The sequence below is a fragment of the Arenibacter catalasegens genome (assembly GCF_002909235.1).
Classification (GTDB): domain Bacteria; phylum Bacteroidota; class Bacteroidia; order Flavobacteriales; family Flavobacteriaceae; genus Arenibacter; species Arenibacter catalasegens.
In genome coordinates this window covers 212,294-227,841 of the sequence record NZ_PHQQ01000002.1, presented here as the reverse complement: position 1 = coordinate 227,841, position 15,548 = coordinate 212,294, and the positions used below count along the sequence as shown (strand labels likewise).

Genomic DNA, 15,548 nt, shown 5'->3' with positions numbered 1-15,548 from the left:
ATGAATTATTGCTAGAGGCAACTAGCCTGATGAGTAGAAACCATGAAATTTGAACTGATGAAAAATATTTTTTTAACCCTGTTTTTAATATGCAGCTTTTACGGAATGTCCCAAGCTGAATTAAATAAATACAAATACATAATAGTTCCAACCAAATTTGAGGCTTTTAAAAGTGAAAACCAGTATCAGACCAGTACCTTGATCAAATATAATCTTGTGGAAAATGGTTTTATCGCGGTATATGACAACGATATGCCTGCGGATTTGGTAGCCAATAGATGTCTTGGGTTGTCTTTGAATCTTTCTAATGATTCGTCTATGTTTACCACAAAGGTCACGCTTATACTTAAAGATTGTATGTCCGACGTTATTTTTACAACAGTGGAAGGCAGCAGTAAACAAAAAGACTACAAATCGGCTTATTCGGAGGCAATAAAGGAATGTTTCAAATCCTTGTCAGGAGTAGGGTACAAATATGAATCCTTGGGAGATAACGTACCTTCAGCTGTTGTAAGCTATAAAAATGATGTTAAAAGAATAGAGGAGAAGGCCAGTGCCCAGCCTCAACAAAATATTCCCAATCCAGTAGTTCAGCAAAAGGCTACCTTGGAGGAGCAGTCCTATAAAAATAGGGAACCGGTTCAGTCCAATATTACCAAGGCCCAAAATATGCCTGATATGGCTTTGCCAGAGGTGGAGTATGCCACAGAAGGATTGGGAGTGTTATATGCCCAGCCAATAGACAACGGCTTTCAATTAGTGGACAGCACGCCTAAAATCGCAATGTGGATGTGGAAAACATCGGTAGCCAATGTCTTTATTGCACAGGCGACCGGAGGTGTTCAACATGGCGTGGTTTTAAAAAAAGGAGACAAGTGGTATTTTGAATCTCGCGGTGATGACAAAATAATGGCGCAGGAACTGAATATTAAATTCTAAATACCCTTAGGGATCTGTTGCCCCATTAAAGTTCATATTTATCTTTCCATCGCTTTTTTAGGAAATCTTTGATGGCGTTTTCTCTTTGATTGTTGCCAGGTCGGTAAAAACTTGTTTTGGCTACCTCCTTGGGCATAAATTCCTCTGCTATAAAATTATTCTCGTAATCGTGTGCATATTTGTAATTTTCTCCATACCCTAGGTCTTTCATTAATTTTGTTGGGGCATTCCGCAATGCCAAAGGAACAGAAAGGTCCCCGGTTTGCTTTACAGTTTGCTGCGCCTTATTTATGGCCATATAACTGGCATTGCTTTTAGGGGATGTGGCGAGATAGATGACGCATTGACTTAATATGATCCTTGCTTCAGGATATCCTATGGTAGTTACGGCCTGAAAGCTGGTATTCGCTATTACCAAGGCTGTAGGATTGGCATTACCAATGTCTTCAGAGGCTAAAATAAGTAATCGTCTTGCAATAAATTTCACATCCTCTCCTCCCTCAATCATCCGAGCTAACCAATATACTGCTGCATTGGGGTCACTTCCCCTGATCGATTTAATAAAAGCCGAGACAATATCATAGTGTTGCTCCCCAGTTTTGTCATAAAGAACAGTGTTCTTCTGAATTTTACTTGTAACCAGATTATCGGTTATGGTAATAGTATTCGTCTCCTCAGAGTTGATGATTAGCTCAAATATATTGAGTAATTTTCTGCCGTCTCCACCAGAAAGACGGAGTAAGGCTTCTGTTTCCTTAAGCTTTATTTTTTTCGTTTTCAAATAAGCATCCTGTTCCATAGCTCTATGGAGAAGAGCCTCAAGGTCTTCTTTCCCAAAAGGATTTAAAATATATACCTGACACCTGGATAGGAGCGCTGGAATTACCTCAAAACTCGGGTTTTCTGTAGTGGCACCAATTAGTGTGACCCAACCTTTTTCCACAGCCCCTAAAAGTGAGTCTTGCTGCGATTTGCTAAAGCGATGAATTTCATCAATAAAGAGAATTGGGTTTTTGGTTGTGAACAATCCACCACTTTGCTTGGCCTTTTCTATAACTTCCCGTATATCCTTTACACCACTACTGATGGCGCTTAAGGTGTAAAAAGGTCGGCCACTGGTATGGGCTATTATATTGGCCAAAGTGGTTTTACCAGTTCCAGGTGGTCCCCATAGAATTAAGGACGGTAAAATCCCTTTTTTTATTTGATGTGTCAATGATCCATTTTCCCCCACCAAATGATTTTGGCTTATATATTCCTCTAAGGTTTTTGGGCGTACCCGTTCTGCTAGTGGCTCGTTCATAATGTAAAAATAAAACAAAGTTGGTATAGAGCGGTTTCTTTTTCGGGACTTTAAAAGGGAATTTTAATTAGAAAAAAAACAAATGACATTTTAACCGATTTTAAATTTTTGGTAAGCATATTGCATAAATAATTATATTTCCGTTATGACAGAGAGCAACTATTTTAAATTTTCCAATGCCGTAATTGCTATTCCATTATTGGCGGTGCTCTCTATTTGGACTGTATATTGGTTTGAAATTCGGTTTCAGGTTAACTTTAACCATTATGGTATTTATCCTAGGACACTAAAAGGGATGCGGGGTATAGTTTTAAGTCCTTTTTTGCATGCCTCCGTAGAACATTTGTACAATAATACTATTCCGTTGGCCATGCTTACAGCATCCTTGGTTTATTTCTATAGAAGCATAGCCTTTAAGGTGTTGTTATGGGGAATACTTATTTCGGGCTTTATAACTTGGCTCATAGGAAGGCCGTCTTATCATATTGGAGCAAGCGGATTAATTTATGTTCTGGTCAGTTTTATATTTTTTAAAGGAATTATTTCCAAACACTACCGATTGGTAGCCCTATCCTTGATTGTAGTTTTTATCTACGGCAGTACGCTGTGGTATATTTTTCCGGTTAAGGACGGAATTTCATGGGAGGGCCATTTAGGCGGCTTTGTTACAGGCTTGTTTTTGGCATTCGTATTGAAGGCCCCTTTGCCCAAAATAAAAAAATACGATTGGGAAAAGGAGGATTATAACGAAGAGGGGGATGAATTCTTAAAGCATTTTGATGAAAATGGTAATTTTATTGAAAACAGACCACAGGACCCAACTGAAGAAGAAATTAAAATCACTTATCATTATAAAAAAAATCCCGAAGATTCGGGATTGGAATTATAATATGGCATGTCCTTATAAATTTGGGCAATCTATTTCCTTAAGGGGTTTCTTGCCTTTGCCTTACCGCTTCATAAAGGAAAACGCCACAGGCTACCGAAACATTTAGAGAACCAATCTCACCCAGCATGGGTAGTTTTGCCATGTGGTCTGCAACCTTTAAAATAGAGGGGGAGATACCTATATCTTCAGAGCCCATAATAATGGCACAAGGTTCTTTAAACGAAACCTCATAAATGGTGTTTTCTGTTTTTTCGGTTGCAGCAATAACCTTTATTCCAGAGGCTTGTAAATAAAATACGGCATCTTTTATATGGTCTATCTTGGCAATAGGCACACGAAAAGCGGCACCTGCCGATGTTTTAATGGTATCTGCTGTAACTGGAGCAGCGCCTTTTTTCTGTATAATGATTCCATCTACCCCAGTGCATTCAGCGGTTCTGATTACTGCACCAAAGTTGCGCACATCCGACAGTTGATCCAATAATAGGAATAGTGGTGTTTTTTTGGTTTCCAGCACTTTTTCGACCATTTCTTCCACGGTCAAAAAGGTTATGGGAGATATATTGGCAACCACACCTTGATGATTGCTCTTGGTTAGTCGGTTTAATTTTTCAATGGGCACATAGGAAGCGGTAATACCATTTTTCCGGATTAGGGTTTCCATATCCTTAGAAAGGTCGCCTTTAAGGCCTTTTTGGATAAAAACCTTATCTATGGGTTCATTCGCTTTTATGGCTTCAATTACGGCTCTGATGCCATAAATTTGTTCAGTATCTTTCATGTCGGTAAAGGTAGAAAATAAGTGAGAAATAAATACAACTTAAAAGTATTAGCTGGCAATAATTAATGAGGCCTGATCTAATTAAGGCCAAAGTTTGAACTATTAGTAAAAAAAGAAACCGCTGAAAAGTAATTTTCAACGGTTTCTTAATAAATTATTACCTAGATTTTATACTGGGTTTACTGTGGAGTATAAACAGCATCCGCAGTATCATCATAGCCATTTATCCAAGTAATGGAAAGTGTCCCATCTGGATTAACAGTTCCAGTAACAGTAACATCGGTTCCAAAAGGTTCTCCCCAAGTCCCTGATAATTCACCACATATGTCGGTGAAATTACCCGGAGTTTCACCCGAGATACCGTAGATATCATACCATAGTATATACAGACCGGCAAAACCATCTGAAACAGTATAATTTCCGCCACCATTGTCCGTTAGAACCACAGTGTATGGATAATCAACAATAGGGTTTTCATCTGGTGTTGGTCCTGAATCAGTAGAAGATCCACTACTAAGAACCGTGTAGGTGCCAGCCAAATCGGAAGGACAAGATACAACATACTCCAATTTTACCGTAAAGTCGGAGTAGGTATTAAAATCGGAAGCAAGGTAATTTGGTTCCGCTTTGCTATTTAGAATATCAATCTGGGAACCATCTTTAAATGTATAAGACGTGAATAATTTTAAAACATCTCCAACTTGAATATCATCAGCGCTACTGAGTTCTGAAAAGGCACCTACAAGATCGGTCCCCGTAATTGAATATTCCTTAGGAAAAGTGGTTACGCCGGCATCCAAAACTATTGGGCCATACAAATTGCCATCCACCGTAAGGTAGAATGCTTTAAGGTCAAAAGATGTTGGTTCTCCTACCCCAACACCAACTGTGAATTGTAGTTTTAGGTCGTCCAAGCCTGTAAGGTCAATAAATGCAGAACTACCTGCAACTACTGCGAAATCGGGTAGAGCACCATTTGTGGTCGGTACTGCCGACGTGCCTCCGTCATCATCACAAGATGTGTTTAGCGCAAATACGGCTAAAAAGAGGCTTAGAATATATATATTTTTCATGATATGAATTTTATGAATTAGTTATCCCAAAATATTTTATACGTGGTTGCATCTTTCTGGGCAGGTGCATTTTCATTAACGTTTAATTCAGCTTGCGGCCAGAATATGGAAACCTGATATGGTCTTAGTAAGTTTGTTTCACTGTCAAGCAAAGGCCATTCATCTTCATTGTCCAATTGATATTCCAGAGAGGTAGAATTTGGATCGGCTAAAACAGGAAATCCAGTTCTTCTATAATCATTATATTGATCAAATGGATCGCCAAAAGTGGATACCCATTTTTGGGTCATAATGATTTCCATTTTCTTGGTATCGGATGCCGCATCGAATTCAGCCAAAATACCATCAATAAAATCGGTTACAGCAGTAGTTCCAATTAATTTAGGAACGGTCTGGGATGTTTCTGAATTTGCTACTACATCATCTACCTTTTTAAAGGCCGCGGTCATTGCGTTTTCCAACATTGTTCTTGCATCGCCAGATATGACATTGGCTTGAATTAATTCTGCCTGAATAAACAAAGACTCATGAAAGGTTAACATCCTATGTGGAGCTGCGCCGGTACCTGCATTTACATCGGCATCACCACCTAGACCATCATCATATCTACCTCCAGCAGGATATATTCCTGGATAGGTGGAAGATTCTCTGGAAGCGAAATCCCTGTTGGCACTTACGCTACCAAATCTAATAGTATGGAATCCTGTATTTCTATCCCAGTAATCCGCTTTGGGATCTCCTGTTGTAGGGTCACCAACATCCGGAGGTAACTGACCTGGTGTTAATTGATTAAAGAAATAGTAAGGAAGCCTTGGATCGGCCAATCCGTTGTGAATGTTCGGATTCCATCCGTTTAATATTTCGTAGAACCAAGGGCTCGCATAATGGGAAGTTTGTCCTGTTAAGTAAGTAGTTCTGAAAAGTGGATTTCTTTCTTCTGCCGGTGATTGGGTAGTAGAATAAGGAAATTCGAAATCGTCACTGCTACTAGCCATAAAGTTATTTGCAGAAATTAAAGCATTCAATTTACTGGCATTAAACATAGTGGACAACCTAATTTCGTTGTACAATTTTAATTTTAGGGTATTCACAAATTTGTTCCACTGAGGAATACTGCCATCGTAAAATAAATCTTGGGTACCAGGATTGGCACCTTGTCCACTATTAATGTTGGCTAGACCTTCGTCAATAAGCGACAATGCATTTTCGTAGATTGCGGTCTGACTGTCAAAAACAGGGCTTACAACGCCGGTGGCAAGTTTTGAGGCTTCTGAATAAGGAGCATCTCCCCAAATGTCAGCAATAATGGTCGCAGTATATCCTTTAAGAACCTTGGCCATTCCAACAATGATCATCTCGTTCTCAGCAGTACCTTGCTCAATAATAATATCAGCTTCGGTGATTACCGAATAGGCAACGTCCCAAGAATTTTGAATATCGGTATTGTCTTGTTTGGTACCATATTGATCCTGCTCTTCACGGAAGGTAAATTGGTGTACATAGGCGGAAAGTTCCTCTGCCATATAAACCCTAAATTCCGTTATCAAGTTAAAGTTCCTCTCCGTGTCTGTCAATAGTTGATCCAAGGGAGCTACTGTAGGATTGTTTGGGTCTGTATTCACATCCAAATAGTCACTACAATTGTAGAAAAGTAAAGACACCAATGCTACGGCGAACATTGTGCGGCTTTTCAGATTTATTTTAAATATATTTTTCATAGTTCTTTTTATTAAAATGTTACGTTAAGTTTAAACCCAAACCTTTTGGAACTAGGGGCAGATTGAGTCTCAATACCTTGTAGGTTACCTGACCCATAAGCAGTAACATCTGGGTCAAAATTGGTGTACTTTGGAACGTTAGGTGCAAAATACCATAAGTTGTTCCCTACCACTGAAAATGTCATACCACCAATAAAGGTTTTGTCCAAAAACTTCTTTGGAACTTCGTATGCCAATGCTATTTCCCTTAACCTAAATACAGTTCCATCATAAATGGTAGCCTCATCTACGGAATTAATACCGAAGGTGTTACTATTGGTTGGTGAGAAATATAGGTTGTTCATTGTCATTTGGGTAGTATTTGGGATTTTGTTCCCAGAACCATCCAAAATAGGTTCCCCTGTGGTGGGATTACCATAAAAACCTGGAAGAATAAAAGTGCGTTCACGGTCTTCTGTATCCTTGGTTACTCCTCTACCTAATAAGGCTGCAATTCCTGAAGAGGAAATGTCGCCACCTTCTTTCCAGTCCAATTGGGCCTGTAAACTTAAAGTCTTATATTTAAAGGTATTGGTAAAACCAATTTTGAAATCAGGGTTAGGGTCACCAACTACTTGGTTGTCCAAGGCTTGTAAGATACCCCCCTCACTTTGTTCAATTAAATAATTCCCCTCATCATCCCTCATGAATGCGGTTCCGTAGAATACTCCAAAAGCTTCTCCTTCGTCTACAAAAGCTATCTGGTTAACATCTATTGGAAACCTGTCTAGACCTTCGATCAATTTGTTTACCACGTTCTTGTTCTTTGTAAAAGAGGTGAAAGTGGACCATTTAAAGTTGTCGGTTCTCACTGGAATAAGTGTTAATCCAACTTCGATACCTTTATTTTCCATTTCACCTATATTGGTCAACAATGAAGTGTAACCGGAGGAAGTAGGTACATTAACTTCAGAAATAAGATCGGTAGTCGTTTTTTGATACCATGTAAAGTCAACTATCGCTCTTTTGTTAAAGAGTTCCAAATCTATACCTACTTCAAACTCTTCGGTGTTCTCCGGACTTAAATTGGGATTACCAAGAGTAGTAGGAACGAATACGGAAGGTTGCCCTGAGTAAACTGTACCTACCGTAAATATTTTATTGATTTGGTAAGGATCGGCATCTCTGCTTACGTTGGCCCAACCACCTCTAATTTTACCATAGCTAAGGATGTCATTACTTATTCCTAAAGCCTCAGTAAAAATAAATGAGGTAGAAACTGATGGATATAGGAAGCTGTTGTCTGATTGAGGTAGAGTAGAGGACCAGTCATTTCTGGCCGTAGCATTCAGGTATAGAAAATCCTTATATCCTAATCCTAAATCAGCAAAAACACCAACGATCCTTTTTCTTGTTGTTTCATCTACATCCGAAACTACATTGGCCGTATTGTTCACGGTAAAGATATTGTCTGCAATTAGATTCGTACCGGTATAACCAACACGATGGCTGGAAATTTGGTTCACGTTATTTCCGACCAAGAAGTTCATATTTAAATCCTCGGCAAGGTCATAATTAAAGTTTAGCACGAAGGTAGATTCGATTTCTTCGCTCCCGTAATCATCAGTTACCACGCTTCCAGTGCCCGAAGCACCTCTAGAACCTTTATCTGTTATTTCTATACGAGCTAGATCGTACTTATTAATACCCAATTGATACCTTGCATTAATGTGCTCATTAAAGTCATAGGCAAAATTTACATTGGCAACAGTCCTGTTTACTCCAGTCCTAATTTGATTGTGTTCCCAAGACCATAATGGGTGATCCCAACCACCGTTGGGTATTACTGGCGCTCCATTGGCATCTTCATACGGAAGGCTTAAGTCCCAAGTTCTACCTAGAACCAAAGTCCTTGCAAAGGAAGAAGCGGCTCCTGTGAATTGGTTTTCTCCAAGGAACGGGCCAACTTGGTAACTGTCAGAGTAACTTAGATTGGCTCCAACTTTTAAACCATTGTCCAATTTGAAATTACCACCTGCAGAAATATTGGTCCTTTTGTATGAGTTAAAAGGGATATAGCCTTGTTGGTCTATATTGGATATGGTTAAGCTGAAATTGGAATTTTCCTTAGCAGAACTAATGTTAACCGAATTATCGGCAACAAATCCTGTTTTAAACAAGTCCTTTACGTTGTTAGGTTGTGCTACATAAGGAACCGTAGGCCCAAATTGGTCAGGAAATGCATTAAGCAAATTTGCCCAGGTAGGAATGGTTTCGCGAGAATCAAATCTTGCGCCCCAAGAACCGTTGGCATTATTGTAATTGAAATTGGTTCCGTTACCGTAAGTGTTTTGGTACTCTGGAAGATTGGCAATTTTTTCAAAATATACACCGGTATTTAGTGATACTTCGAATTTTTTATTGGACAATCCGCCGGATTTACCAGCTTTGGTGGTAATGATGATAACACCATTTACCGCCCTAGAACCGTAAAGTGCTGCGGCTACTGCTCCTTTAAGTACTTCAACATTGGCTATATCATTAGGGTCCAAAGATGAAATACCGGATTCATATCCTCCACCGCCTGTAATTTGGCTAGTAGTGGTTATTTGGTCATTGCTATATGGTGTGCCATCAACTACAAATAAAGGTTGGTTTCCTCCTTGAAAGGAAGTAGTTCCCCTTATGCTTATTTTGTTGGCGGCACCGGCAACACCCGTTGATACATTAACGTTTACTCCGGGTACCTTACCGTTAAGTGACTTTATTAAATCTGGTTCTGAGTTGTCGGTTATGGCTTCAGCCTCAACAGACTTAACAGAATATCCTAAAGATCTTGGGTTTCTCTTAATACCTAAGGCTGTTACAACCACTTCTTCCAGTGCCTGAGCATCTTCCTCCATTTGGACGTTGATGGTGTTGCTGGCGCCAATGGTCATTTTGGCATTACTTTGACCTATATAGGAGAACACCAAAATTTCACCAACACTTGCGTTAATAGTGTAAAGTCCGTCAAAATCGGATTGGGTACCTGTTGTAGTTCCTTCTACTAGGATGTTCACTCCAGGTAGCGGCAGACCATCTTGGTCCGTAACCGTACCTGAAATCGTCTTTTCTTGTGCAAAAGATAGTTGCACAATCAACGCTAGAAACAGCGTTAGGATTCCATTTAACTTTGTTTTCATTTTATAATTATTTGAATTAGCGATGCAAAAATCCTAATTTATTGTTAATAAAACAACTTTTTAGGCACATTTATTATGCGCGCATAATAAATAACTGTTAAAAATGACTTCTTATTGCATTATAATTGATGTTTTGTCACAGATGTTAAGCTTTATTTTATATTTATAACAATTTATTGACGTGATCGTAGGAATTTATTGCAACTAAACAGTTAAAATAATGACAATTCAATAATAATCTCAATGATTAACGGTTATTTGCATTTAAAATTGCGACATTATACAAGATTAATCGATTAAGCTGAGAATTTATCAAAAAAAGAAGTTATGTGTAGTATCTATTTTCTGATTATTCACGGACTTTAGTTCTGGTTTTTCGTTTTTATTCGTGATATTATCCTTCTTTTTAGTCCATTTGGGCATCTTGATATGGTTTGTTAACATATAAAACCTAGCCATTGAATCTGTTGAGTATAAAAAATATAAAAAATAAATTCCATAGGGTTTGAAATATTGCGAATAATTACTACATTTGCCAGCCCTTAAAAGAGGGGTTAAGTTTTTATTATACAAAAATAGTATGCCAACAATTTCACAATTAGTACGAAAAGGAAGAGTCACGATTACTAAGAAGAGTAAATCGGCTGCTTTGGATTCGTGTCCTCAAAGAAGAGGTGTATGTACACGTGTTTATACAACCACTCCTAAGAAACCAAACTCTGCAATGCGTAAAGTAGCAAGGGTTAGGTTGACCAATGGAAAGGAAGTAAACGCATATATACCAGGTGAGGGTCACAATTTACAAGAGCACTCGATAGTATTAGTAAGAGGCGGAAGGGTAAAGGATTTGCCAGGAGTTAGGTATCACATCGTTAGAGGTGCTTTGGATACAGCAGGTGTTGCTGGAAGGACACAACGTAGATCTAAGTACGGAGCAAAACGCCCTAAGAAGTAAAAATTTGTTAACAGTTACTATTAAAGGTAGGAATACTTTTGATAATTGACTATTGACCATTAACTCAAAAAGAAGAAATGAGAAAAAAGCAGGCAAAAAAGAGACCACTTTTACCCGATCCAAGGTTTAATGACCAATTGGTGACACGTTTTGTGAACATGATGATGTGGGATGGTAAGAAGTCGGTTGCCTTTAAAGTGTTTTACGATGCTATAGATATCGTAGAGGAAAAAAAGACAGACGAAGAAAAGACTGCGTTGGAGCTTTGGAAAGATGCATTGTCCAATGTTATGCCTCATGTTGAGGTGAGAAGTAGAAGAGTAGGTGGTGCTACTTTTCAAATTCCTATGCAAATTAGACCAGATCGTAAGATTTCTACCGCTATGAAGTGGCTTATTAGTTTTGCTCGTAAGAGGAACGAAAAAGCGATGTCGCAAAAATTAGCTGGAGAAATTTTGGCAGCAGCAAAAGAAGAAGGTGCTGCGGTTAAGAAAAGAACAGATACCCATAAAATGGCAGAAGCAAACAAAGCATTCTCTCACTTTAGATTTTAATAAGCAGAAATGGCAAGAGATTTAAAATTAACAAGAAATATTGGTATTGCTGCTCATATAGATGCAGGTAAAACAACTACGACAGAGCGTATCTTGTTTTATACTGGGGTTAGTCATAAAATAGGTGAGGTACATGATGGTGCTGCCACAATGGACTGGATGGAGCAAGAACAGGAGCGTGGTATTACCATTACTTCTGCTGCTACAACTTGTGAGTGGGTTTTTCCGATGGAAAATGCAGAGCCAACAGCAGATGCTCAATCCTATCACTTTAATGTAATAGATACTCCGGGTCACGTGGATTTTACGGTTGAAGTAAACCGTTCTTTGCGTGTATTGGATGGCTTGGTCTTCTTGTTTAGTGCAGTTGATGGTGTTGAACCACAGTCTGAAACTAACTGGAGATTAGCGGATAATTATAAAGTGCCACGTATCGGTTTCGTTAATAAAATGGACCGTCAGGGTGCTGACTTTCTAATGGTTAACAAACAGGTTAAATCCATGTTGGGGTCCAACGCGGTGCCTATTGTATTGCCAATCGGAGACGAGGCGGACTTTAAAGGTATTGTGGATTTGGTGAAAAACCGAGCTATAATATGGCATGAAGATAATTTCGGGGCAACTTTTGATGTTGTTGCTATTCCGGAAGATATGAAAGAAGAAGTTAGGGCTTGCAGAGCTGAATTAATAGAAGCTGTTGCTGAGTATGACGAAACCTTGATGGAGAAATTCTTCGAAGATGAAGATTCCATTACTGAGGATGAAGTTCATGCTGCCTTGAGAGCTGCAGTTATGGATATGAGTATCATACCTATGATATGTGGTTCTTCATTTAAAAATAAAGGGGTTCAATTTTTATTGGATGCGGTATGTCGTTATTTACCTTCTCCATTGGATAAGGAAGCGATTATTGGTACCAACCCTGATACTGAGAAGCCAGAGTCTAGAAAACCAAGCGTTAAGGAGCCGTTTGCGGCCTTGGCGTTTAAAATTGCTACGGATCCGTTTGTAGGTCGTTTGGCATTTTTCAGGGCTTATTCCGGTAGATTGGATGCGGGTTCTTATGTATTGAACAATCGTTCAGGAAATAAGGAGCGTATTTCTAGGATTTACCAAATGCACGCCAATAAGCAGAATGCAGTTGATTATATTGAGGCAGGGGATATTGGTGCGGCAGTAGGTTTTAAGGATATCAAGACTGGAGATACTTTGACAGATGAAAAACATCCGATAGTGTTGGAAAGTATGAATTTCCCTGATCCTGTAATTGGTATTGCTGTTGAGCCTAAGACAAAAGTAGATGTTGATAAGTTGGGTATGGCTTTGGCTAAATTAGCAGAAGAGGATCCTACTTTTCAAGTAAAAACAGACGAGGCATCAGGTCAGACTATTATCTCTGGTATGGGTGAGCTTCACTTGGATATTATTGTTGACCGTTTAAGACGTGAGTTTAAGGTCGAGGTGAACCAAGGAGAGCCACAAGTGGAGTACAAAGAAGCGTTGACCAAAACGGCTTCACACAGGGAAATTTATAAAAAACAATCTGGGGGTCGTGGTAAATTTGGGGATATCGTCTTTGAGATGGGACCTGCTGATGACGATTTTGTTGGAACTGGTTTGCAGTTTGTTGATCAAATTAAAGGTGGTCGTATTCCAAAAGAATTTGTAGGTCCAGTTGAAAAAGGATTTACTGCTGCTATGAAGAATGGTCCTTTGGCTGGTTTTGAAATGGATAGAATGAAGGTAGTTCTAAAGGATGGATCTTTCCACCCTGTGGATTCCGATGCACTATCTTTTGAATTAGCTGCCAAAATGGGTTATAAAGCTGCTGGTAAGGCTGCTGGAGCAATAATAATGGAGCCAATCATGAAAATGGAGGTGCTAACTCCAGAAGAAAACATGGGTGATATTGTAGGTGACTTAAACCGTAGAAGGGGAACAGTTACTAATATGGATGATAGAGCCGGTGCCAAAGTAATTAAAGGTGAAGTGCCTTTGTCCGAAATGTTTGGATACGTTACTTCTTTGAGAACTTTGTCTTCAGGTAGAGCAACTTCAACAATGGAATTTTCACATTATGCTGAAACTCCTTCCAATATTTCGGAAGCGGTTATTAAGAAAGCAAAAGGATTAACAGCTTAAATCGTACTAAGATGAGTCAAAAAATTAGAATTAAATTAAAGTCGTACGACCATAACTTGGTAGATAAATCTGCTGAGAAGATCGTAAAAACGGTAAAGACTACCGGTGCGGTTGTAACTGGACCAATTCCTTTGCCAACCCATAAGAAAATATTTACTGTGTTGCGTTCGCCACACGTAAATAAAAAAGCAAGGGAGCAGTTCCAATTAAGTTCTTACAAAAGACTTTTGGATATATATAGCTCTTCATCAAAAACTATCGATGCGCTAATGAAGTTAGAACTTCCTAGTGGTGTTGAGGTTGAGATAAAAGTATAGTTCTAATTTCGGAATTCATAATTCGAAATTATGAAAGACATGTCCTAAGCGTTTCGCGAAGGAAAAACGGAAAAAAATATATTCAGGGTTGAATTGTTTTTTGACCCTGTTTTTTTGTCAATAATTTAAATAGTAATCAATTAATAATTAATTAAATATGTCTGGGTTAATAGGTAGAAAAGTAGGTATGACCAGCATTTTCGATGAAAATGGAAAGAATATTCCATGTACAGTAATCGAGGCTGGACCATGCGTAGTTACCCAAGTCAGAACCGAAGAGGTCGACGGGTACAATGCCCTTCAGCTTGGTTTCGATGACAAGGCAGAAAAACGTGCTAATAAAGCGGCTACAGGTCACTTTAAAAAAGCAGGCGCTTCTCCCAAGAAAAAGGTCATGGAATTCAGGTATTTTGAAGAAGGAGCACACAAATTAGGAGATACTCTTGGAGTTGACCTTTTTGTAGAAGGAGAATTTGTTGATGTAATCGGTACCTCTAAGGGTAAAGGTTTTCAAGGTGTTGTTAAAAGACACGGCTTTGCCGGTGTTGGTCAAGCAACCCACGGTCAGCACAATAGGTTAAGAGCTCCAGGTTCCATTGGTGCTGCTTCATATCCTGCAAGAGTTTTTAAAGGAATGAAAATGGCTGGTAGAATGGGAACTGATAGAGTTACCGTTCAAAACTTGAGAGTATTAAAAATTGTTCCAGAAAAGAACCTTATAGTAGTAAAAGGTTGTGTTCCTGGTCATAAGAACGCTTACGTAACTATTGAGAAGTAATGAAGGTAGCAGTTTTAGATATTAAGGGAAAAGAAACAGGTAGAAAGGTTGAGCTTTCTGACGCTGTATTCGCAATAGAACCAAACAATCATGCTGTTTATTTGGATGTTAAGCAATATTTAGCACACCAAAGACAGGGTACGCACAAATCCAAAGAGCGTGCCGAAATAGCAGGTAGTACAAGAAAGATCAAAAAGCAAAAAGGAACTGGTACTGCTCGTGCGGGTAGTATTAAGTCTCCGGTGTTTAGAGGTGGTGGACGTATTTTTGGACCAAGACCAAAGGATTATAAGCAGAAATTGAACAAAAATGTTAAGCGTTTGGCCAGAAGGTCTGCCTTAACTTTGAAGTCAAAGGACAATGCTATAATGGTGGTTGAAGATTTCAACTTTGAAGCTCCAAAAACTAAGGATTTTAAAGAATTTTTGAAGTCTTTGGGCTTGGAGAATAAAAAATCCTTAATTGTGTTGGGTGATTCAAATAATAACGTATATTTGTCCTCACGCAATTTAGAGCGTTCTGAGGTTATAACTAACTCAGAATTAAGCACTTACAAAATATTAAACGCTAACAACCTAGTGTTGTTGGAAGGTTCTTTGGAAGGAATCGAATCGAACTTAATTAAATAAGCGAACCATGGGTGTGTTGATAAAGCCAATTATTACGGAAAAAATGACTGCTGATAGCGAGTTGCACAATCGTTATGGTTTTCTTGTTGATCCAAAAGCCAACAAGATTCAGGTCAAACTTGCAGTTGAAGCAACTTATGGTGTTTCTGTTGAGAAAGTTCGAACAATGAATTATGGTCCTTCGCGCAAGTCGCGTTACACTAAAACTGGTGTACAACACGGAAAGACAAGTGGTTTTAAGAAAGCCATTGTCGATGTCGCAGAAGGAGATATTATTGATTTTTACAGTAATCTATAAAGACAAAA

The 15,548-nt window shown here is 38.8% G+C and carries 14 protein-coding genes; 9 read left to right on the top strand and 5 right to left on the bottom strand.

What is annotated here, in order from left to right:
- Nucleotides 1-57: 57 nt before the first annotated feature.
- On the top strand, nucleotides 58-939 hold the full coding sequence (locus CWD90_RS02880) for a hypothetical protein (RefSeq protein ID WP_103474418.1): 882 nt from the start codon (nucleotides 58-60) through the stop codon (nucleotides 937-939).
- 25 nt (nucleotides 940-964) lie between these two features.
- On the opposite strand, the gene CWD90_RS02875 is transcribed toward CWD90_RS02880, so the two are convergent.
- Nucleotides 965-2,242: a replication-associated recombination protein A gene (locus CWD90_RS02875; RefSeq protein WP_103474417.1), complete on the bottom strand. Its 1,278-nt coding sequence runs from the start codon at nucleotides 2,240-2,242 to the stop codon at nucleotides 965-967.
- 145 nt (nucleotides 2,243-2,387) lie between these two features.
- On the opposite strand from CWD90_RS02875, the gene CWD90_RS02870 reads away from it, so the two are divergent.
- On the top strand, nucleotides 2,388-3,131 hold the full coding sequence (locus CWD90_RS02870) for a rhomboid family intramembrane serine protease (RefSeq protein ID WP_103474416.1): 744 nt from the start codon (nucleotides 2,388-2,390) through the stop codon (nucleotides 3,129-3,131).
- 37 nt (nucleotides 3,132-3,168) lie between these two features.
- Here CWD90_RS02870 and rlmB read toward each other — a convergent pair whose 3' ends face one another.
- The 4 genes from rlmB to CWD90_RS02850 form a co-directional block, all read right to left on the bottom strand.
- Nucleotides 3,169-3,912, bottom strand: a complete 744-nt coding sequence (gene rlmB / locus CWD90_RS02865; protein WP_103474415.1) for a 23S rRNA (guanosine(2251)-2'-O)-methyltransferase RlmB — start codon at nucleotides 3,910-3,912, stop codon at nucleotides 3,169-3,171.
- Between the two features lie 179 nt (nucleotides 3,913-4,091).
- Entirely contained in the window at nucleotides 4,092-4,985 is an 894-nt protein-coding gene (locus tag CWD90_RS02860) for a hypothetical protein (protein ID WP_103474414.1), read from the bottom strand.
- Nucleotides 4,986-5,002: 17 nt separating this feature from the next.
- Entirely contained in the window at nucleotides 5,003-6,703 is a 1,701-nt protein-coding gene (locus CWD90_RS02855) for a SusD/RagB family nutrient-binding outer membrane lipoprotein (RefSeq protein WP_239986443.1), read from the bottom strand.
- A gap of 11 nt (nucleotides 6,704-6,714) precedes the next feature.
- Nucleotides 6,715-9,867 (bottom strand): SusC/RagA family TonB-linked outer membrane protein, encoded by a 3,153-nt coding sequence (locus CWD90_RS02850; protein WP_103474413.1) that lies wholly within the window; start codon nucleotides 9,865-9,867, stop codon nucleotides 6,715-6,717.
- Nucleotides 9,868-10,447: 580 nt separating this feature from the next.
- Between CWD90_RS02850 and rpsL the strand changes: the two genes are divergently transcribed.
- From rpsL to rplW, 7 genes are all read left to right on the top strand, one after another.
- Nucleotides 10,448-10,822, top strand: coding sequence for a 30S ribosomal protein S12 (gene rpsL, locus CWD90_RS02845; RefSeq protein WP_031445118.1), 375 nt, complete (start codon nucleotides 10,448-10,450; stop codon nucleotides 10,820-10,822).
- A gap of 77 nt (nucleotides 10,823-10,899) precedes the next feature.
- Nucleotides 10,900-11,376, top strand: coding sequence for a 30S ribosomal protein S7 (rpsG, locus tag CWD90_RS02840; protein WP_103474412.1), 477 nt, complete (start codon nucleotides 10,900-10,902; stop codon nucleotides 11,374-11,376).
- A gap of 9 nt (nucleotides 11,377-11,385) precedes the next feature.
- The gene (gene fusA, locus CWD90_RS02835; protein WP_103474411.1) at nucleotides 11,386-13,518 is read left to right on the top strand and encodes an elongation factor G; all 2,133 of its coding nucleotides are present in this window, start codon (nucleotides 11,386-11,388) and stop codon (nucleotides 13,516-13,518) included.
- Nucleotides 13,519-13,529: 11 nt separating this feature from the next.
- Nucleotides 13,530-13,835, top strand: coding sequence for a 30S ribosomal protein S10 (rpsJ, locus tag CWD90_RS02830; protein ID WP_010230113.1), 306 nt, complete (start codon nucleotides 13,530-13,532; stop codon nucleotides 13,833-13,835).
- 157 nt (nucleotides 13,836-13,992) lie between these two features.
- Nucleotides 13,993-14,613, top strand: coding sequence for a 50S ribosomal protein L3 (gene rplC, locus CWD90_RS02825; RefSeq protein ID WP_103474410.1), 621 nt, complete (start codon nucleotides 13,993-13,995; stop codon nucleotides 14,611-14,613).
- A complete protein-coding gene (gene rplD / locus CWD90_RS02820; protein ID WP_103474409.1) occupies nucleotides 14,613-15,242 on the top strand; it encodes a 50S ribosomal protein L4 in 630 nt (209 codons plus the stop codon). The genes rplC and rplD overlap by 1 nt, the downstream gene beginning before the upstream one ends.
- A 7-nt stretch (nucleotides 15,243-15,249) precedes the next feature.
- On the top strand, nucleotides 15,250-15,540 hold the full coding sequence (rplW, locus tag CWD90_RS02815; RefSeq protein WP_103474408.1) for a 50S ribosomal protein L23: 291 nt from the start codon (nucleotides 15,250-15,252) through the stop codon (nucleotides 15,538-15,540).
- Nucleotides 15,541-15,548 lie beyond the last annotated feature (8 nt).